The sequence below is a fragment of the Erythrobacter insulae genome (assembly GCF_007004095.1).
Classification (GTDB): Bacteria; Pseudomonadota; Alphaproteobacteria; order Sphingomonadales; family Sphingomonadaceae; genus Erythrobacter; species Erythrobacter insulae.
In genome coordinates this window covers 2,311,932-2,330,721 of sequence record NZ_VHJK01000001.1, presented here as the reverse complement: position 1 = coordinate 2,330,721, position 18,790 = coordinate 2,311,932, and the positions used below count along the sequence as shown (strand labels likewise).

Here is an 18,790-nt window from a genome sequence, read left to right as displayed (position 1 = left end):
ATCAGCCCTCCCCATTTTCATTAGAGGTATTTTCATCGCTCACCGGCGCTTCAGCTACAGGAGCTTCAGCTTCGGGAACAGGCGTTGCAGCTTCAACTTGCGGTGCTGCGGTATCGATAATCGCTGCCGGAAACGGCAGGTCATCAGCAGCAGCAAGCTTGATTGCATCACGAACGAGCAGCCAGCCATTCTTCGAACCAGGGACAGAACCCTTTACAAAGATAAGACCGCGATCCGCATCTGTGCGAACGACTTCGAGGTTCATTTGGGTACGCTGACGGTCACCCATGTGACCAGCCATCTTTTTACCCTTGAACACGCGACCAGGATCCTGACGGTTACCCGTAGAACCGTGTGAACGGTGAGAGAGTGACACACCGTGTGTTGCACGCAGACCGCCGAAACCCCAACGCTTCATGGCGCCGGCAAAGCCTTTACCCTGAGTGTGGCCAGTGATGTCGACTTTTTGGCCAGCAACGAAGTGAGCTGCACTAATCAGCGCACCTACAGGAGGAAGACCCTCTTCGCTTTCGACACGGAATTCAGCAACGCGCTTCTTTAGCCCGACACCGGCTTTGCCGAAATGTTCGCGCTGCGGCTTTGCCACGTTCTTTTGTTTTGCTTCGCCTGCACCGAGTTGAACAGCGAAGTAGCCGTCCGTTTCTGCGGTGCGGTGCGAGACAACCTGACAATCTTCCAATGCAAGAACGGTTACCGGCACGTGCCGGCCGTCCTCTTGGAAGAGGCGGGTCATCCCTACCTTCTTTGCGATCACGCCTGTGCGCATCGTCGTGTACTCCTTACAGAGGCACCCAAGGGACCATCCCCAAGGTGCGTGAAACCAAATCTGGCAACCGAATGCTGCCATGGCCCAATTTTTTATGCTGCGCCCCGTCCGGGCTTATGCCGCCACAGCGGAAAGCTGTTTTAGCGAGACGGAGGACGCAGCCCGGTTAAAACCGGCGGTATCCAGATGTCCTGCCAATCCGTTGAGATCAGCGGGGCCATTGGAGCCCCAAAATCTTCGGCAGTTTTAACGTCTCTTCCGAAAGACGAACCAATCTCTGACTTAAGCCAGTTTGATCTCAACATTAACGCCAGCAGCCAGATCGAGCTTCATCAGCGCGTCGACTGTTTGGGCGTTCGGCTGCACGATGTCGAGCAGACGCTTGTATGTGCGCACCTCAAACTGCTCGCGCGACTTCTTGTCGATGTGCGGGCCGCGGTTCACGGTGAACTTCTCGATACGCGTCGGCATAGGAATGGGGCCACGAATAAGAGCACCCGTACGACGTGCTGTCTCAGCAATCTCACCAGTTGCCTGATCAAGAACGCGATGGTCGAACGCCTTAAGGCGAATACGGATATTCTGTGCTTCCATTACCTACTACCGATGCGAAAGAGCCAAGGAACGTTTTACCGCTCCCAAAAATAAAAGGCCCGCCCTGTTTCCCCGGTTTCCCGGACGGGAGGCCCCATGAATTTCGTTGCAACGGAAACGAATCCCCGTTGGCTTGGACCGGCCTATACGAACAGACGGGGATTCTTGCAACCCCGAATGGCCATGATTTTTAGGCAATTCCAAAAGCGCCCTTCCCTGCCAAAGCACAAAAGGGAGCTTACATAAATTGAGGCCCGGCTCTCATATGAGAACCGGGCCCCGAATTTCGTGTATTCCCGAAGGAATTATCGATTAGGCAGTGATCTTCGAAACCACGCCCGATCCAACGGTACGACCGCCTTCACGGATCGCGAAACGCAGGCCTTCGTCCATAGCGATCGGTGCGATCAGCTTGACGTTGATGGTTACGTTGTCGCCTGGCATGACCATTTCGGTGCCCTCTGGGAGGATCACTTCACCGGTCACGTCGGTGGTGCGGAAGTAGAACTGCGGACGGTAGTTCGCGAAGAACGGCGTGTGACGGCCACCCTCGTCTTTCGACAGAACATAGACTTCTGCGCTAAACTCGGTGTGCGGGTTAACCGAACCTGGTTTCGCCAGAACCTGACCACGCTCAACGTCTTCACGTCCAACGCCGCGGATCAGCGCGCCGATGTTGTCGCCAGCCTGACCGGAGTCCAGCAGCTTACGGAACATTTCAACGCCGGTAACAGTCGTCTTGGTGGTGTCTTTGATACCAACGATTTCGCATTCGTCGCCAACATTGACAATGCCGGTTTCAACACGGCCGGTTACAACAGTACCACGACCCGAAATCGAGAACACGTCTTCAATCGGCATCAGGAAGTCTTTGTCGACCGGACGATCAGGCTGCGGGATGTAGCTGTCGACAGCGTCCATCAGTTCCTTGATCGAGTTTTCACCGATTTCAGGATCACGACCTTCGAGAGCGGCCAGAGCCGAACCCTTAACGATTGGAATGTTGTCGCCGTCAAAGTCATAAGCGCTGAGAAGTTCGCGAACTTCGAGTTCAACGAGTTCGAGTAGCTCTTCGTCGTCAACCTGATCAACCTTGTTCATGTAAACGACCAGCTGTGGAACGCCGACCTGACGGGCAAGCAGGATGTGCTCGCGAGTCTGTGGCATTGGTCCGTCAGCAGCGTTCACAACCAAGATAGCGCCGTCCATCTGGGCAGCACCAGTGATCATGTTTTTCACGTAGTCGGCGTGACCCGGGCAATCGACGTGCGCATAGTGACGTGCGTCGGTTTCGTATTCAACGTGAGCGGTAGAAATGGTGATACCACGCTCGCGCTCTTCTGGAGCTTTGTCGATGTTCGCAAAGTCAACGGCCGAGCCCATGACTTTGGTGATCGCCGCAGTCAACGTGGTCTTACCATGGTCAACGTGACCGATGGTGCCAATGTTGCAGTGCGGCTTGTTCCGCTCAAATTTTTCCTTCGCCATTTTTCAAATAACCTCGTTCTGAAATTGAAATCCCTGCGGGAGAAAGGCGGCGCCCGCTGAATCAGGCGCCGCCCCTAGACTGACTTGCCTTGTTAGGCAAGTTTCTCCTTAACCTCTTGCGCCACAGCCGAAGGCACTTCGTCGTAGTGGCTGAACTGCATGGTGTACTGAGCGCGCCCTTGAGAGAAGGAACGCAGCTCGTTTACGTAACCAAACATGTTTGCGAGCGGGACCATTGCCTCAACCGCCATGGCATTGCCACGCGAGTCTTGACCCTGGACCTGACCACGGCGTTTGTTCAGATCGCCAATCACGTCACCCAAATAATCCTCAGGCGTCACGACTTCAACCTTCATCACCGGCTCAAGCAGCTTGATCCCGGCCTTCTGTGCCGCTTCGCGCATTGCACCGCGACCGGTGATCTCAAACGCAACCGTGCTTGAGTCAACATCGTGATACTTTCCGTCAATCAGGCGGATTGTGAAATCGATGATCGGGAAGCCGACCAAATATCCACTCTCGGCCTGTTCACGCATGCCTTTTTCAACCGACGGGATGTATTCACGCGGAATGTTACCGCCTTTGATCTCGTCTTCGAAAATGACGCCTTGGCCGCGCTCGCCTGGCGAAACAACGACCTTGGCTTCACCGAATTGACCTGAACCACCAGACTGTTTCTTGTGGGTGTATGTCACTTCAACTTCGCGGCCCAGCGATTCACGATACGCAACCTGCGGCGCACCGACATTCGCTTCGACTTTGAATTCGCGCTTCATACGGTCAACCAGAATGTCGAGGTGAAGCTCGCCCATTCCCTTGATGATCGTTTGGCCCGATTCGTGATCGGTGGTAACGCGGAACGAAGGGTCTTCTGCAGCCAGACGATTGAGCGCGACGCCCATCTTTTCTTGGTCAGCTTTGGTCTTCGGCTCAACCGACAGCTCGATAACCGGCTCAGGGAATTCCATCCGCTCAAGAATGATCGGATTCGAAGGATCACACAAAGTATCACCCGTCGTTGTTTCTTTAAGCCCGGCAATAGCGACGATGTCGCCAGCGAAGGCTTCTTCAATGTCCTCGCGATTGTTCGAGTGCATCAACAACATGCGCCCAATCTTTTCCTTTTTGTCTTTCACCGAGTTCAGAACCGAACCCTTTGACAGTTGACCAGAATAGATACGGGTAAAAGTAAGCGAGCCCACGAACGGATCGTTCATGATCTTAAACGCCAACGCCGAGAACGGGGCGCCATCATCCGATGGACGATCGTCTTCCTCGTCACTGTCCGGTTTCACACCCTTAATAGCAGGAACGTCAAGCGGTGACGGCATGTAATCGACCACGGCATCAAGAAGAGGCTGAACACCTTTATTCTTAAAGGCCGAACCACACAGAACCGGAACGAAATCGCGGTTCATTGTACCCTTACGGATAAGCTTCTTAAGGGTCGCGGCATCAGGAATTTCACCTTCGAGGTAAGATTCCATGATATCGTCGTCTTGCTCGACAACAGTCTCAATCAACTGCTCGCGATACTCAGCCGCCTTGTCGGCAAGGTCGGCCGGAATATCGACATAATTGAATTCCGCACCCAAACCGTCATTTTCCCAGACGATCCCGCGATTGTTTACGAGATCGACAACGCCTTGGAGGTCGCTTTCCGCACCAATCGGGAGATAAAGTACAAGTGGGTTTGCACCAAGGCGATCAATGATCGACTGTACGCAGTAATAAAAGTCTGCGCCGGTGCGGTCCAGTTTGTTGATGAAACACATGCGTGGGACGCCGTACTTGTCGGCTTGGCGCCATACGGTTTCGGACTGCGGCTCAACGCCGGCAACGCCGTCAAACACGGCGACCGCGCCATCGAGTACGCGCAGCGAACGTTCGACTTCGATGGTGAAGTCCACGTGGCCGGGCGTGTCGATGATGTTGATGCGGTGCTTTTCGCCCTTGCCATCTTCGTTTTGCCAGAAAGTGGTCGTTGCAGCAGACGTGATCGTGATCCCGCGCTCCTGCTCCTGTTCCATCCAGTCCATCGTCGCGGCACCATCGTGCACTTCGCCGATTTTGTAGGATTTACCGGTGTAATAGAGAATACGTTCGGTAGTTGTAGTTTTCCCGGCATCAATGTGAGCCATGATGCCGATATTGCGATAACGCTCCAGCGGATACTCGCGGGCCATATTCGTTTCCTTAGCGTCTGGTAGGGGCCGCCCTTAGCGGATGGCCCCCATATAGTGACGATTGTGACGTCCAAAAGACTTGGCGAGAGACGTATCCCCCGCCAAAATCACAAATCTTACCAGCGGTAGTGCGAGAACGCGCGGTTCGCATCCGCCATGCGGTGCGTGTCTTCGCGTTTCTTCACAGCATTGCCGCGATTGTTCGAAGCATCCATCAGCTCGCCCGAAAGGCGCGCGCTCATGGTGGTTTCCGGACGACCACGAGCCGCCGAAATCAACCAACGGATCGCCAGCGCCTGGGCACGCTCTGGGCGAACCTCGACCGGCACCTGATACGTGGCACCACCAACACGGCGGCTGCGCACTTCGACCTGCGGAGCAACATTGCTGAGCGCATCATGGAACAGCTGAACCGGATCGGTCTTCGCTTTGGTTTCCACGGTTTCCAGCGCGCTGTACACGATGCCTTCTGCAACGGCTTTCTTACCGTCAAGCATCAGGTTGTTCATGAACTTCGAAAGAACCTGATCACCAAACTTGGGATCAGGAAGGATTACCCGCTTTTCGGGTCTACGACGACGTGACATATTTCTTAACTCCTTCGGAGTGGTCGTTCACATCCGTGAACGCCCTGCTGCTCCGGCCCGCTCCGTATTCCCGACATTTTGGCCGGCCACCCAAACTCCACCTTCGCAGGGGTAGCCGGGTGGGGGAACGGTCCAGATCAGCGCCTAAACCTTATTTCGGACGCTTGGCGCCGTACTTCGAGCGGGACTGCTTGCGATCCTTGACCCCTTGCGTATCGAGCACGCCGCGAAGGACATGGTAACGAACGCCGGGAAGGTCGCGAACACGGCCGCCGCGGATAAGCACAACGGAGTGCTCCTGCAGGTTGTGGCCTTCGCCCGGAATGTAGGAGATGACTTCGCGCTGGTTCGTCAGGCGCACTTTGGCAACCTTACGCAGAGCGGAGTTCGGCTTTTTCGGTGTCGTGGTGTAGACACGGGTGCAAACGCCGCGTTTCTGCGGGTTGGCTTCCATCGCAGGGACCTTGGACTTGGCCTTCTGCGGGGTGCGGCCCTTGCGGACCAGCTGGTTAATAGTCGGCATAAGTTACTCTTCACCGTTATGAATGGCGACACCAAGGTTGCAAACTGTGTGAAGGGAAGCTTGTGCATCCGCGCCGCACCGGACATTTCCGGTCCCGCGAGACTTCGCACAAGCTGAAACGCTCCACCCATTTCGCAGCCCTTCGGCCACCGGGTTACTTTGACGGATGCCACGCAAAGTGATGCTTGTTTGACAAGATCACCCCAATAGAAAAGGCCCTGCTTTTCCGACGGATCGGAAGTCACAAGACCTGCGGGACAAGGCCGGCAATGTTCAGCTCTATTGTCAGACAGCGGGTTTGAGCCTGCTGTCTGATGAGGAGCGCTTAGGGGAGTCGGTGGTGGGGGTCAAGGTATCTAGTGACATTCACTGTAACTACATTATGTTGTCATTCATATTTGAAAGGGTACTTGTAGATCATGCCAGATCAAACCGATGAAAAAGTTTTAGCGGAGCGGAGTACGAAAGAGACCGAGGCTCTACCCGTCCCGATCTCAAGGGAGGCCACATTTGCACGTATGGCAGCAGATAGCGTTCTGGTAATTGATCGCGGGCCGGACGTCGAATTAAGCCTACTTATTCACGAGCGCTCCCCCACTGAAATGCTACCGGAGCCTGACTCAGCATTCGTAAATCTCGACGGTGAGTTCACCATGAAGTTGAACCTTGTTGAGATTGGGAAAGTTCGTATCTCTGCAGCGACCTCCATCAATCTAGCAATGAATATTTTACATTCGAATATTCAAGCTGAACGCCTAAATATCGACGGATTCAAGAAGTCGATTGACGACATGATCGAAAATGCAAGCGGAGCTGGAAAGGCTACTGCCGAATGACCGAGAATTCATTAGTAATGATTGGAAATTCTTCCGAAATTCGGCCCCATACTAACCCTAAGGCTGAAGAAAGATTTCGAGACTGGTCAAATATTACATCCCTTGACCCAAAGGGAAGAAAAAATGTTGATTTATTTTGGACCCAAACTGAAACGAGTTCACGGTATTATGAAGGTATCGTGATCGATGCCAGAACTGATATCCACCGTACAGCGCGAACACTAACAAGCGCAATCAACATGCAAGATATTTTTCGACCAGAAAAGGTCGACTCAGAAATCACTGCACTTATGCGTGCAATTTCAAACCGCCTTTCGAGTTTGAGAGAATACGCTAATGTTGAAAGAGCTGATTTTTCAGAAGCTTCTGCTCACGACTGCGAGTCATTCATCGTTTCTCGTCGGCTCAAACGACCAGGCCTTTTTCTACTAAAGAATGGAAATGTGCGAGCGCTTTGGAAGCTAGCCTCCAAGCAAATTGGTTTGCAATTCTTAGGAAACGAACAGGCGCAGTTCGTGATTCTCGATGGAGAAGGCCTCCGTCCTAATCAGGTTGTTGGAAAACACGACTTAACAACGATAGAAGGGCTAATAGAGGGCGGCAGATTTGACGAAACTTGGCGAAGCAGAACCCACTGGCACAACCAATATCGAAGCATCGTTGTCGATTAACGGCGAGATTCTCCGCTACGTCAGGCCATCTGATACTGACGCAGGGATAGTAAACGGCTCAGCATTCGAACGAAAACCAAAGGATGTGGATGGTGTCTCGGTCACTAGAGCAAATTATTATTCAGTTGACGATGACACCGATATCGAATGCGTCCGCACGGTAATCGGCTCCAATCTGAACTTGGCCAAAACAGGCCTCTTTGCTCGGCTTCCATGCGATGGCGTTCGAGAAATCGGCACTATAGTCGAAGCGGTCTTAGATGTTTTGGCAGCGCCAACTCAAGGAACCGATTTTGATCCTTTGTGCGATTTGGGTAAGAAACCTGATCCCGGTTTCGCTAATGATGCTCACGCCATAATCTCTGGCCTCCCATTTGCGGGTTCCGATGAAGGAACTCTGGCCTCTGAGCTAGCAGGTGATTTGCTTTGCCGCACAATCACCAAAACGTACGGTATTTCAGCGTAAAAGCCCAGCAGTTACAAATATGACTTAGGGGCTGAAATGATCCGGGCTCAAATTCTGTTTATCATTGGTTTCTGACTCTCCACCAATGTCAGTGCACTTACGCTTTGCCGAAACAACATGTAGCTTGGCTGCGACAATTCTTTCAGCGTGTCGGGTGGTTCCTCGCATCATTCCAAGCCATCATCCTCGCACCAAGACTTTTGGTGCTAGCAAGCCCGTTAGCGCTGGTCCGGCGGCGCAGCCGCCGCAAGGGCGACCGCCCGCTCGCAGGGGCCCTGTAGCGAAGCGGAAGGAATAGCCCCGAGGACGCTCGCCCGGATGGGCGAGCGCAACGCAAAAACTCAAAACCTCTCCTCTTGGTCATGCCCTCAAGGCCAGCACCTGCCGCAGTCATGTACCGACCAAGCCAAACTCTCCGCGCGAAACCGAGAAGAGTCTTTTGTTACGCCCTCAAGCGCCGGGCGCAGCGCATCCGCGCTGCTTGGCTTCGCCGCATAAGCGGCGGCGGGCGGTCGCCCGCTGGCTCGCTGGTCGCTCGCGCCACTCCAATCCAAATGCATTTTCCTACTCTCCTAAAACCTGCTTAATCATCCGGTCCTTGCTCCCCACAAAAGGACCGCCCCATGACCACTCCTCCAAAAGCCCGCCGCGCTGTGCCGCCGCCCATGGCTTGGGCACCGCCTGCGCCGTTTGATTTCTTCGCCCTTACCCACGCCGACCAATGGCTCGCCCATGTGCAGGCGGGCCGCATAGGCAATCGCATTCCCGCTACGCCCGAACAGCTTGAGCAACACGCGCATAATGAGCGGGTTTTGCTGGGGGTGCGGGGCGCGGATTGAGAGGGGTAGAGCTTGGTTGAGAGGAGGATTTTTTGTTTTCGCCCTCAAACGCCGGGCGGCGGGCATCCGCCCGCCTTGGCTTCGCCGCATAAGCGGCGGCGCGCGGTCGCGCGCTGGCTCGCCTGCGGCTCGCACCATTCCAAGCCATCGGCCTAGCGCCCCGGCACTTGGCGCTACGCAGATGGCTTGGTCGCGGAGCACGGGCCGCAGGCCCGCAAGGGCGACCGCCCGCCCGCAGGCCCGATAGGGCCGAGGAAATCGCGCGCCGGACGGCGTGCGGAAACAAAAACACAAAACCTCACCGCATTTTCCTACCTCGCGAAAATGTGCATATTCCCGTCAGGTTATGCCCAACCTCACCCCCACCCGCGCCACTCCCCGCCAGGCCACCTCCGCCGCCGCCTACACCGCCGATCCGCCTGCGCCTGACGATCCGCTGCTCTCCTTCGCGCCGGTCCCGCACACCGCGCCGCGTCGCAACTCCATCACGCCTGATCTTCAGCGCGCATTTATCGCCCACCTTGCCACCACAGGCATCGTCACCGCCGCGGCCCGACACATCGGCAAAAGCGTGGAGGCGCTTTACAAACTGCGCCAGCGCGGCGGCAGCGATGGCTTTCGCGCGGCGTGGGATGCGGCGATTGATCGCGGGGTTTCGCGGTTGGAGGCAGGCGCCCTTGCCCGCGCTATCGAAGGCGAGCAGCGCATGGTCGTCTCCGCCGGCAAGATACTCGGCACCGAAGTGCGGCATAATGATGCGCTGGTGATGTTTTTCCTGCGCGGCCGTATGCGTGACCGGTACGGCAACGGCGGCCTTGTCCCCGGCCATCCCGATTACGAGGCTCTCAAAGCCCGCCTGCGCGCCGAATGGCAGGCCGAGGAAGCGGACAGGCGCGCGTCTCCCGAAAGCCACGAGGCGAACCTCAAATTCTTCCACGAGCTGAAAGAGCGCTGGCGCCGTGAATGGGAGCGGGAGCAGGCCCTGAACGAAGCCAAGGCGCGGGTGTTAGGCGATCCGCCCGTAGACCCAGACATCGCGTAGGCCTTCGTGTGTGGTCTCATGCTCGCGGAAATGCGCTTCTCGGGTAAAGCCGAGTGTGTCCATGACCCGCGCAGAGGCGATGTTTTCGCAATCGACCACCGCAGTCAGCTTGCGCGCGTCGTTTTCGAACAGGTGCGCGATGAGCGCCGCCATACATTCGCTGGCCACGCCCTGCCTCTGCCGGTCCGCGCAGGTGATATAGCCGATTTCGAGCACGCGCTCTTCATGCGCGGGCATCGCGACAAACCGGCCAGCGACCGCGCCGCGCTCATCCACCGCGATCCATGTGCTGCCCGGCCATTCAGGATCGGCGAGCCACGCCCACAGCTCTTCCTCGCTCGCAAAAGCCTCACGGGAAAGATAGGTGCACTGCGACGGGTCCGACAGCGTCGGGTACAGCGCGGCGGCATCGGCACGCTCAAGCGGGCGCAAGGTGAAACGCCGGGTGGTCAGCGCAGCGGCCTCAACCACGGGTCAGGAACTCCACCAGCGCTTTTACTTTTTTGCTGCGCCATTGCGGGGTCGGCGCGAGGAGCCAATAGGCCCGCAGGCTCTCTTGCGGTTCGCCAGACGCCTCCAGCGCGCCCGATTTCAGCGCGCCTGCGACCAGCGGCATTGGCAGAACGGTGCGCCCCATGCCCGCCAGCGCGCTCGACAAAGCCTGACCCGCGCTGCCCGCCTTTATGCACGGCTTTACCCCATCCGGCAGAGCTGCACCGGGCCAGTCAATCCACGCATCACGGTGTGTCGGCGCGGCGACGGTAACGCGTTCTGCCGGTGCGAGCTGCACGCCCTCCAGATCCCCCGGCCCATCCACCAGACGGATCGCAAGGTCGAGGTTGGCTTCGGTAAAATCGGCGTTTTCATCGGCGACGAAGCTGTAAAGCACACCTGCGCTATCCTTGGGCGTATCTGCCTGAAACACGGCGAGACGCGGGGCCAGCCATTCCGCATAAAAATCGCGCGGGGCGGCAATTGTGTACCGGTCGGAAGCCTGCCCCGCCTGCATCGCGGCGACGCTTTCCTCAAACCGCAAGAATCCTTCGCGTAAGGCATCGAGCCCCGCTTCGCCTTCAGGCGTCAGCTCCAACCCTTTGCTAGTGCGGCGAAACAGCACGGTGCCCAGATGATCTTCGAGCGCGCGGATTTGCTGACCTACGGCGGCCGGCGTCACGGCAAGCTCGTCTGCGGCGCGGGTAAAGGACAAATGCCGGGCCGCTGCGTCATAGACGCGCAGGGCGTTCAAAGGGAGATGAGTGCGTTTCACGGAAAATCGCTTAAGCCTGCAACCTTCCAATCGCAAGATGATCCGGCGGCGATAAAGCGCCGCCATAACGCATGGCTATGCCGGTTACGAACGGCCTTCTGCGGTTTCTGGCGCAGCCAGCGGAAAAAACGGAATACGGATTTCCAGCGGAGAGCCATCGGTCCGCACAAAGGTATAGAACCCTTCCATCGAACCGTGCTGCGTTGTCAGCGGACAGCCCGAGACATAATCGTGGCTCTCGCCCGGCTGAAGCATAGGCTGTTTACCCACGATACCTTCGCCATCGACATGGTTCACCATACCGCGGCCATCGGTAATGCGCCAATGGCGCGTGCGCAGCTGCAACGGCTCATGCGAGCCATTTTCGATACGGATGTGATACACCCAGAACCACTTGCCAGCCTCCGGATGGGATTGCTCTGGCAGGAAGTTCACAGCAACCCGGACGGTGACACCGTCGGTTACAGCAGCGTGTTGGAACAGCTCTTTCATAGGATTTCCAAGTTAGCGATTCGTTTCGTGCTCGCAAGAGGACAATGCCCGTAATCAACTGTGCGTTCCGGATTCCGGCCAAGATTATGCAAATGAGCATCACTTCGCAGGTGCGAACAGATCGATCGGATGCCAATTCGGACCAACCCCGTCCCGATTGAGGAGCCCGGCACCGGATGGTGTGGTTCCGATACGGGCTACATCTGAACAGGAATTTTAATCGGGATTTTGGCCGCACGGGTCACAGGAGAAAGCGACGCGGCCAATCCGGAACGCTGTATCATTGGCCCAGCAGGCATGATCCACAGCGGCGCCTTTCCTCACAGACGAAGTGATCGCTCCCTTATCGCCAGAGAATATGCACGCGGATGGGGGCGTGCCAGCTGACCTGCCTTATCCCTTGCGAAGTTCGTCTTCGATCTGATCCAGCCGTTCCTTGCCGAAAAACATCTGGAACGTATCGGGCGCTGATCCGGCATTGCCGACAAACATCGTCGGGATTCCGAATGCGCCGCGGGCGACCACGGCATCGGTGTTGGCGGCGAGCGCGGCTTTTACTTCATCGGTTTGCGACCGGGCAAACAGATCGGCGGCATCAAACCCGCCTGCGTTGACCGCCTCGGCCAATGCATCAGGATCGGTGATATCGACGCCCTCTTCCCAAATGGCAGGCAGCATTGTTTCAACGAATTGAACGCCGCGTCCATCCTGATCCGCTGCGGTCAACATGCGTTGCAGCGTTATTGAGTTGAAGGGAAACTTTGGGTGCATCCTGAACTTGTCGAGATTGTGCCTGTCGATGAAGCGTTGCAACTCCAGCATCGCATAATCGTTTTTGCCCTTAACTTCGGCATCGCGCACAAATGGCGGAGCGTTGCCGGTCAGCTTGTGCATACCAGCCAGAAAGACCGGCACAACGTCCAGTTCTGCACCTGTGCGGCGCAGCAAATCGCGCAGCGGCGTCCAGATCAAATATGCATTGGGACTGACGAAATCGAAAACGAGCTCCACGCGGTTGGCCATGAGATATTCTCCCTCTTTCAAGATCGAATCGCACACTCAATCCGCACTGACAAGTGCCTCCGGCGGGGCGCATCGCACGCGGGATCGCTCGCCCGCAAGTGATCAGGGTTTAGGAAATCCGACGCTGGATCGCGCGCTTAATCCCGCGCTGAATCGCGCGCGGGATCACGACCTAGATCGCAATTTGGCCGGCATACGCCAAAATTCCCGGAATACGCTAAAATCCCCAGAATACGACAAAATCAATGCGGCGCGAGGCCCGTTTCCAGACCGGTGCGATCTTCCAAAGCGAACTTGTCAAACAGATCGGCGCTGGCCTGATTAAGGCCAACGATCCGCGTATGGCGGCCATTGCGGCGCATCCGATCAACCACTTTTTCAAGCGCGCCGATTGCCGAGATATCCCAGAAATGCGCTTTGGACACGTCAATCACAACATTGTGCGCAGCGTCTTCATATTTGCTTTCCGGGCCAAGCATTTTCATGAACTTGTCGCCGCTGGCAAAGAATATCTCTCCGGTCACCACATACACCGCGCTATGCGGGCGGCGGATGCGTTCGACAGTGAACATGTTGCGGACTTTACCGGCGAAGAAAATGCCGGACAGCAGCACACCGACCAATACGCCGAGCGCAAGGTCATGCGTCCACACAACAACCACGACCGTGGCAACCATCACAACCGAGCTGCTCGGCGGGTGACGGCGCAGATTGGGTATAGAATTCCAGCTGAATGTGCCGATCGAAACCATGATCATCACCGCCACCAATGCAGGCATCGGAACCTGACCAACATACGGGCCGAGCACGGTCAGCAGGAACAGCAAAAATGCGCCCGCAGTGAAGGTGGATAGCCGCCCTCGCCCGCCTGATGCGACATTGATCACAGACTGACCGATCATCGCACAGCCGCCCATACCGCCAAAGAATGCCGCCGCGATATTGGCCACACCCTGACCGCCGCTTTCGCGTTGTTTGTTGCTGTCGGTGTGGGTCATATCGTCCACGATTTGCGCGGTAAGCAGGCTTTCCAGCAAACCAACGGCGGCCATCGTCAATGAATATGGCGCGATAATCTTTAGCGTTTCGAGCGTGAACGGAACATCGGGAATGGCAAAGAATGGCAGGCCATCGGGCAGTTCGCCCTCGCCCGCGACATTGTTTACCGGAAGCCCCCAGAACACGGCCGCCGCTGTTAACAAGACGATGGCGACAAGCGGGCTTGGCACGGCTTTGGTCAGGCGCGGCAGCAGATAAATGATGCCGAGCCCAATCGCCACCATGGCATACGTGTACCACGTAACGCCGTCTTCCCAGGGGTTAAGCTGCGGAATTTGGGCCATGAAAATGAGGATGGCGAGCGCATTAACAAAGCCGGTGATGACGCTGCGGCTGACGAATTGCATCAACAGGTCGAGCCGCAGGACCGCGGCGATCCCCTGAAAAATACCCATCAAAATGGTCGCGGCGAACAGGTATTCGACGCCGTGGTCGCGAACCAGCGGGATCACGACGACCGCAACGGCGGCAGTCGCGGCAGAAATCATGCCGGGCCGTCCGCCGGTCAGCGCGATGACCATTGCAATCACGACCGACGCATACAGCCCGACGCTGGGATCGACGCCCGCGATCAGGGCGAAACCGATGGCTTCAGGGATCAGCGCAAGCGCAACCACGATGCCTGCGAGAATGTCTGCGCGCGGCTGCGCAGTCCAATCACGCTTAAAGGTTTCCGCGAAAGTGGCGGCTTGGGTCATAATGCGTTTCCAGATTGTGCGCCGGTGCGGCGCTGAGCGGTGAGGCCGCCGGAATGGGTTCGCAGCGCCCTAGGCAATTATGCTGCAATGCACAACATCCGACCGCATTTGGCTGAGTATCATGACCGTGATAATCCCCATCCCGCAAGCCAACGGCCTCGGAGTAAGTGCAATTCTAAAGCGCGTGATCGCATTGTCTGCATTGCCCATGCTCGTGTCGGCATGTGTAGGCGCGGCGAATGCGACGATCGAATGGTCACGAAGTTTTCACAGTCTCGGATCGGGCTGGACGCTGGGATCGTATGACTCCATTCATTCCAGCCTGATCTGTAAAAGACTCTGATCGGGCCAAAAACGTTCACACTTTAAATCCCCGCCGCCTTCATCGCCCGGTCCATATCTTCGGTGATATCGGCAATATCTTCCAGCCCGACATTGATCCGCAGCAGCCCTTCGGTCACGCCCATTTCAGCGCGCGCAGCTTCGTCTAGGCCGGCGTGTGTGGTGCTGGCCGGGTGGCACATCAGGCTGCGGGTATCCCCGATATTGTTCGAAATATCGACCAACTCCAGAGCATCAAGCATGGCGAATGCGCGCGCGCGCGAGCCGACATCGAGCGCGAAGATCGGACCGGTCGCGTCCATCTGCGCGTTTGCAAGCGCATGGCGCGGGTGGCTTGGCAGGCCGGGATGGCGCATTTCGCCGCCCGCTGCGACAATGCGCGGCTCCAGAAATTCGCCCAAAGCAACCGCGCTGAGGCTTTGATGGTGAGCCCGCATCGAAAGCGTTTCGAGTCCCTTGTGAACAACCCATGCGTTGAACGCGCTGAGGGTGGGGCCGGTGTTGCGTTGGAACGGCATCAATGTTTCGGTGATCCATTCCTCGCTGCTGCAAATCGCTCCGGCAAGCACGCGGCCCTGACCATCCATCAGCTTGGTCGCGCTGTAGGCGATGACATCCGCGCCGAATTCCATCGGGCGCTGCAACGCGGGTGAAGCAAACGCATTATCGACGACGGTCGTGATCCCGTGCGCCCTCGCCAGATCGCAAACATGTTTGAGATCGACGATATCGAGCGTCGGGTTCGCAGGCGTTTCAAAGAAGAAAACTTTGGTGTTCGGCTGAATTGCAGCTTCCCAGGCGGCATTATCGGCGCTGTCGATCACCGTTGTCTGGATCCCGAAACGCGGCAGCAGATTGTCCACCAACCAGCGACACGATCCGAACGCGGCGCGCGCGGCAACGCAGTGATCGCCCGCAGAAAGCTGGCACAAAAGCGCCGCTGTCATCGCCGCCATGCCGGTGGCCTGAGCGCGGCAGGCCTCTGCCCCTTCGAGCAGCGCGATGCGTTCTTCGAGCATCGCCACGGTCGGGTTTTGCAAGCGCGAATAGGTCATGCCTTGCGCTTCGCCGGCGAACCTGTCCGCCACGGTCTGCGCGTCATCATAGGAATAACCAGAGGTGAGGAACATCGCCTCGCTGGTTTCGCCATGTTCGCTGCGCCAAGTACCGCCGCGTACCGCCTGTGTCGCAGCGCGCCAGTTGCGCGTGATCGCGCGGTCCATTCCGGTCGTCTTTTTCATGGCCGCAGGCTTAGTTTGGCAAGAGGTCGCTCGCAAGTAATCCCTCACGTGCTGCGTATATTATCGCTGGCGGTTTGTGCCTGCCCATTTCAAGATCGCCCGCTCCTAGCCCGCCTGTTCAGACTATCGGCCACCCTGCCAATCCATAAACACACTTGCCGCCTGCATGGCGTCTGCCTAAGCGTCATCGGCGATGAGCGAGGCGGTTTTTTCCAGCGAACAGGGTTCTGAAACACCGGCCGGATCGGGCGATGATCTGCGCGTCATGGCGAGCGATCCGTGGGCGTGGTGCATTGCCCTGCCCGTGTTGTTTGGTGCGCTGGCAGCGATCCGGCTGACGATCCCTTCCGCTCCATATTTTGACGAAGTGCACTATTTGCCCGCCGCGCGCGAGCTGTTGTCCGGCGGTGAGTATCTCAACCGCGAACATCCCTTGCTGGGTAAAGAGCTGATCGCGCTGGGTATTTATCTGCTGGGCGATAATCCGCTGGGCTGGCGCATCATGCCTTTGATTGCGGGAATAATCACCGTGGGCGCGGGGATGAGAGCGATCTGGCACGCCAGCCATGAACGGTTCGCCGTGATTGCGTATGGCGTGCTGCTGGCGACGGGTTTTCATATCTTTGTCCATGCCCGCATCGCCATTCTCGACATCTTCATGTTGTGTTTTCTGGCTTTGGCAGCTTGGCAGTTTACCGCTGCGATCCGCGAGCCGGAAACAGGCCGCTGGCGGCTCGCCCTGACAGGGATCGCGATAGGCTGCGCGCTGGCGTCCAAATGGAATGCGGTGCCGCTCGCGATGGCGCCGGGGCTGACATTTTTTGCCGCGCGCCTTTCCGCCGGTCGCCGCCGCTTGGTTTTTAGCAAGCGGGGCGTGCCTGTACCGGGCATTTCGCTGGCAGAGGCATTTGTCTGGCTCGGCGTTTTGCCCATGGCCATTTACAGCGCGACTTTCATTCCAGGGTACTGGCTAACGGCAGGCACGGCCCCCTCGCCTCTCTCACAGCTTGGCCTGATCGGTCTGCATCAGGAAATCATCGCTCTGCAACAGCAAGTGATCACGCCGCATTCCTATCAGAGCACTTGGGCGCAATGGGTAACCAATACGCGCGGCATCTGGTATCTGTATGAATTCACCGACGGTGCGCAGCGCGGCGTGCTGCTGATCGGAAACCCGCTGACAATGCTGCTCGGCCTGCCGGCGCTGCTATGGTGTCTGGTTACAGGGTTTGGCCGGAATGACTGGGCAAAGGTCGGTATTGTGATCGGATACGGCGTCAGCCTTGGCCTATGGCTGATCGCGCCCAAGCCGGTGCAGTTCTATTATCATTATGCCGTACCGAGCTGTTTCCTGCTCGCGGCGCTGGCCCTGTTTTTGAGCGACCTGCATGGCAGCGCCAGACACCGCTGGATCAGCTACGCGGCGCTTGGGGCAAGCACAGCGGTGTTTGCGATCTTCTTTCCAATCCTGACAGCCGCGCCGCTGGATGGACCAATGAGCTTTGCCAATTGGACATGGATCGCGGGCTGGCGTTAAAACCGGCCCCAGACAAACCGGCTGCTCAACGCATAATTCCAAACTGCCCCGATCATGATCCCGGCCAGCGCGGAAAGCGCCCAATAGATCCCTTGGCTCTCCAAAACAGTAGCAACCGCCACATTGGCGAACGCGCCCACGGCGCAGGTTGCGCAGAACCCGGCCCAACCGCGCAGAACCTTGCCCCAGCCCTTCAACCGTTTGTCGCGGTACGTAAGCCAGTTGTTGAGCCAGAAATTGAAACTCATCGCGGCGAACACGGCAATGGCCTGAGCAAATACAAACCCCTCACCCAATCCCAATAACAGCGCGCTAAGAACCGCCATGTGGACGATCACACCCAGCGCGCCGACTGTGCCAAACAAGGCAAATCGGGTCGGGATCACGCGGCCCAGAGTTTTCTCATACAATCCGGCCAGAAAATCGAGTGCGATCGCTCGGTCCAGCTTGCTTTCCCCTTCGCGTCTTGGCGCGAAATTGAGCGGGAATTCTTTCACCTGCATCGGCGCGCCCAGTGTTTTCGGGGAAGTCGCGAGCAAATCGAGCAGGATTTTGAACCCGATACCGGACAGGCGCGGGACCAGCGCCCGTGCCTTTTCGGTCGGCAGCATGAAATATCCGCTCATCGGATCGCTCAGATCAACTCCGGTAATCCGGCGCGCGATCGCATTGGCCATGCCGGACAATCTCTCACGTTCAGGATCGGCCCAATCTTTGGTGCTTGCGCCTTCGGCAAAGCGGCTGGCGACGCAGATATTCGCCTCGCCCGCTTTCAGGCTCGCTAGCATCTTGGGAAGCAAGGCGGGATCATGCTGGTGGTCCGCATCCATCACCGCCACATAACGCGCAGCTGTGGCGCAAAACCCTTCAATCGCGGCGCTGGACAATCCGCGCCGTCCGATCCGCTGAATTACCCTTACCCGCGTGTCAGCCCGCGCCAGTGCGCGCGCTTCATCGGCGGTGCCATCCCTGCTGTTGTCATCCACAATCAGGACTTCCCAGCCCGTCTGTCCGATAACAGGATCCAGCGCGGCCCCGATCCGGTCAATCAACGGCGCCAGATTGCCGCTCTCATTCAGAGTGGGGAGGATGATCGCAAGATCAAGCGCCAT

The 18,790-nt window shown here is 57.4% G+C and carries 20 protein-coding genes; 7 read left to right on the top strand and 13 right to left on the bottom strand.

What is annotated here, in order from left to right:
• Position 1: 1 nt before the first annotated feature.
• The 6 genes from rplC to rpsL all read right to left on the bottom strand — a co-directional run bounded on the left by rplC (position 2) and on the right by rpsL (position 6,165).
• Complete coding sequence (gene rplC, locus FGU71_RS10870; RefSeq protein WP_142789101.1) at positions 2-787, bottom strand: 50S ribosomal protein L3; 786 nt, start codon at positions 785-787, stop codon at positions 2-4.
• A gap of 282 nt (positions 788-1,069) precedes the next feature.
• A complete protein-coding gene (rpsJ, locus tag FGU71_RS10865) occupies positions 1,070-1,381 on the bottom strand; it encodes a 30S ribosomal protein S10 (RefSeq protein WP_061924928.1) in 312 nt (103 codons plus the stop codon).
• A gap of 312 nt (positions 1,382-1,693) precedes the next feature.
• Positions 1,694-2,869 (bottom strand): elongation factor Tu, encoded by a 1,176-nt coding sequence (gene tuf / locus FGU71_RS10860; RefSeq protein WP_142788586.1) that lies wholly within the window; start codon positions 2,867-2,869, stop codon positions 1,694-1,696.
• 92 nt (positions 2,870-2,961) lie between these two features.
• The gene (fusA, locus tag FGU71_RS10855) at positions 2,962-5,055 is read right to left on the bottom strand and encodes an elongation factor G (protein WP_142788585.1); all 2,094 of its coding nucleotides are present in this window, start codon (positions 5,053-5,055) and stop codon (positions 2,962-2,964) included.
• A 116-nt stretch (positions 5,056-5,171) separates the two neighbouring features.
• Complete coding sequence (gene rpsG, locus FGU71_RS10850) at positions 5,172-5,642, bottom strand: 30S ribosomal protein S7 (protein ID WP_142788584.1); 471 nt, start codon at positions 5,640-5,642, stop codon at positions 5,172-5,174.
• A gap of 151 nt (positions 5,643-5,793) precedes the next feature.
• Positions 5,794-6,165 carry a 30S ribosomal protein S12 gene (gene rpsL / locus FGU71_RS10845; protein ID WP_067108793.1) on the bottom strand — a complete coding sequence of 124 codons (372 nt, stop codon included), beginning with the start codon at positions 6,163-6,165 and terminating at the stop codon, positions 5,794-5,796.
• Between the two features lie 419 nt (positions 6,166-6,584).
• Between rpsL and FGU71_RS10840 the strand changes: the two genes are divergently transcribed.
• From FGU71_RS10840 to FGU71_RS10820, 5 genes are all read left to right on the top strand, one after another.
• A complete protein-coding gene (locus FGU71_RS10840; RefSeq protein ID WP_142788583.1) occupies positions 6,585-7,001 on the top strand; it encodes a hypothetical protein in 417 nt (138 codons plus the stop codon).
• Positions 6,998-7,672, top strand: coding sequence for a hypothetical protein (locus tag FGU71_RS10835; protein WP_142788582.1), 675 nt, complete (start codon positions 6,998-7,000; stop codon positions 7,670-7,672). Before FGU71_RS10840 ends, FGU71_RS10835 begins: the two co-directional genes overlap by 4 nt.
• Complete coding sequence (locus FGU71_RS10830) at positions 7,608-8,138, top strand: hypothetical protein (RefSeq protein ID WP_142788581.1); 531 nt, start codon at positions 7,608-7,610, stop codon at positions 8,136-8,138. Before FGU71_RS10835 ends, FGU71_RS10830 begins: the two co-directional genes overlap by 65 nt.
• Positions 8,139-8,761: 623 nt before the next feature.
• Positions 8,762-8,977, top strand: coding sequence for a hypothetical protein (locus tag FGU71_RS10825; protein WP_142788580.1), 216 nt, complete (start codon positions 8,762-8,764; stop codon positions 8,975-8,977).
• 346 nt (positions 8,978-9,323) lie between these two features.
• On the top strand, positions 9,324-10,019 hold the full coding sequence (locus tag FGU71_RS10820) for a hypothetical protein (RefSeq protein WP_142788579.1): 696 nt from the start codon (positions 9,324-9,326) through the stop codon (positions 10,017-10,019).
• Here the strand turns inward: FGU71_RS10820 and FGU71_RS10815 are convergent.
• From FGU71_RS10815 to FGU71_RS10795, 5 genes are all read right to left on the bottom strand, one after another.
• The gene (locus FGU71_RS10815; protein ID WP_142788578.1) at positions 9,984-10,490 is read right to left on the bottom strand and encodes a GNAT family N-acetyltransferase; all 507 of its coding nucleotides are present in this window, start codon (positions 10,488-10,490) and stop codon (positions 9,984-9,986) included. The two genes, FGU71_RS10820 and FGU71_RS10815, sit on opposite strands and share 36 nt — an antisense overlap.
• Positions 10,483-11,286, bottom strand: coding sequence for a LysR family transcriptional regulator (locus FGU71_RS10810; protein ID WP_185960277.1), 804 nt, complete (start codon positions 11,284-11,286; stop codon positions 10,483-10,485). Before FGU71_RS10810 ends, FGU71_RS10815 begins: the two co-directional genes overlap by 8 nt.
• Before the next feature lie 84 nt (positions 11,287-11,370).
• Entirely contained in the window at positions 11,371-11,778 is a 408-nt protein-coding gene (gene apaG, locus FGU71_RS10805) for a Co2+/Mg2+ efflux protein ApaG (protein ID WP_142788576.1), read from the bottom strand.
• 393 nt (positions 11,779-12,171) lie between these two features.
• Positions 12,172-12,801, bottom strand: coding sequence for a 2-hydroxychromene-2-carboxylate isomerase (locus tag FGU71_RS10800; protein WP_142788575.1), 630 nt, complete (start codon positions 12,799-12,801; stop codon positions 12,172-12,174).
• 242 nt (positions 12,802-13,043) lie between these two features.
• Complete coding sequence (locus FGU71_RS10795) at positions 13,044-14,558, bottom strand: SulP family inorganic anion transporter (protein ID WP_142788574.1); 1,515 nt, start codon at positions 14,556-14,558, stop codon at positions 13,044-13,046.
• 121 nt (positions 14,559-14,679) lie between these two features.
• Between FGU71_RS10795 and FGU71_RS10790 the strand changes: the two genes are divergently transcribed.
• Positions 14,680-14,901: a hypothetical protein gene (locus FGU71_RS10790; RefSeq protein WP_142788573.1), complete on the top strand. Its 222-nt coding sequence runs from the start codon at positions 14,680-14,682 to the stop codon at positions 14,899-14,901.
• A 22-nt stretch (positions 14,902-14,923) separates the two neighbouring features.
• Here the strand turns inward: FGU71_RS10790 and FGU71_RS10785 are convergent, their stop codons facing one another.
• On the bottom strand, positions 14,924-16,141 hold the full coding sequence (locus FGU71_RS10785; protein WP_142788572.1) for a trans-sulfuration enzyme family protein: 1,218 nt from the start codon (positions 16,139-16,141) through the stop codon (positions 14,924-14,926).
• Between the two features lie 193 nt (positions 16,142-16,334).
• Between FGU71_RS10785 and FGU71_RS10780 the strand changes: the two genes are divergently transcribed.
• Positions 16,335-17,678 carry a phospholipid carrier-dependent glycosyltransferase gene (locus tag FGU71_RS10780; RefSeq protein WP_142788571.1) on the top strand — a complete coding sequence of 448 codons (1,344 nt, stop codon included), beginning with the start codon at positions 16,335-16,337 and terminating at the stop codon, positions 17,676-17,678.
• Here FGU71_RS10780 and FGU71_RS10775 read toward each other — a convergent pair.
• Complete coding sequence (locus FGU71_RS10775; RefSeq protein ID WP_142789100.1) at positions 17,675-18,790, bottom strand: glycosyltransferase; 1,116 nt, start codon at positions 18,788-18,790, stop codon at positions 17,675-17,677. The genes FGU71_RS10780 and FGU71_RS10775 overlap by 4 nt on opposite strands.

Bases quoted from the DNA above. Each gene is read 5' to 3' on its own strand.
- rpsL (WP_067108793.1), bottom strand. From the start codon at position 6,165: ATGCCGACTATTAACCAGCTGGTCCGCAAGGGCCGCACCCCGCAGAAG.
- apaG (WP_142788576.1), bottom strand. From the start codon at position 11,778: ATGAAAGAGCTGTTCCAACACGCTGCTGTAACCGACGGTGTCACCGTC.
- rplC (WP_142789101.1), bottom strand. From the start codon at position 787: ATGCGCACAGGCGTGATCGCAAAGAAGGTAGGGATGACCCGCCTCTTC.
- rpsJ (WP_061924928.1), bottom strand. From the start codon at position 1,381: ATGGAAGCACAGAATATCCGTATTCGCCTTAAGGCGTTCGACCATCGC.
- FGU71_RS10840 (WP_142788583.1), top strand. From the start codon at position 6,585: ATGCCAGATCAAACCGATGAAAAAGTTTTAGCGGAGCGGAGTACGAAA.
- rpsG (WP_142788584.1), bottom strand. From the start codon at position 5,642: ATGTCACGTCGTCGTAGACCCGAAAAGCGGGTAATCCTTCCTGATCCC.
- FGU71_RS10790 (WP_142788573.1), top strand. From the start codon at position 14,680: ATGACCGTGATAATCCCCATCCCGCAAGCCAACGGCCTCGGAGTAAGT.
- FGU71_RS10775 (WP_142789100.1), bottom strand. From the start codon at position 18,790: ATGGCGCTTGATCTTGCGATCATCCTCCCCACTCTGAATGAGAGCGGC.
- fusA (WP_142788585.1), bottom strand. From the start codon at position 5,055: ATGGCCCGCGAGTATCCGCTGGAGCGTTATCGCAATATCGGCATCATG.
- FGU71_RS10780 (WP_142788571.1), top strand. From the start codon at position 16,335: ATGAGCGAGGCGGTTTTTTCCAGCGAACAGGGTTCTGAAACACCGGCC.
- FGU71_RS10800 (WP_142788575.1), bottom strand. From the start codon at position 12,801: ATGGCCAACCGCGTGGAGCTCGTTTTCGATTTCGTCAGTCCCAATGCA.
- FGU71_RS10820 (WP_142788579.1), top strand. From the start codon at position 9,324: ATGCCCAACCTCACCCCCACCCGCGCCACTCCCCGCCAGGCCACCTCC.
- tuf (WP_142788586.1), bottom strand. From the start codon at position 2,869: ATGGCGAAGGAAAAATTTGAGCGGAACAAGCCGCACTGCAACATTGGC.
- FGU71_RS10835 (WP_142788582.1), top strand. From the start codon at position 6,998: ATGACCGAGAATTCATTAGTAATGATTGGAAATTCTTCCGAAATTCGG.
- FGU71_RS10795 (WP_142788574.1), bottom strand. From the start codon at position 14,558: ATGACCCAAGCCGCCACTTTCGCGGAAACCTTTAAGCGTGATTGGACT.
- FGU71_RS10785 (WP_142788572.1), bottom strand. From the start codon at position 16,141: ATGAAAAAGACGACCGGAATGGACCGCGCGATCACGCGCAACTGGCGC.
- FGU71_RS10825 (WP_142788580.1), top strand. From the start codon at position 8,762: ATGACCACTCCTCCAAAAGCCCGCCGCGCTGTGCCGCCGCCCATGGCT.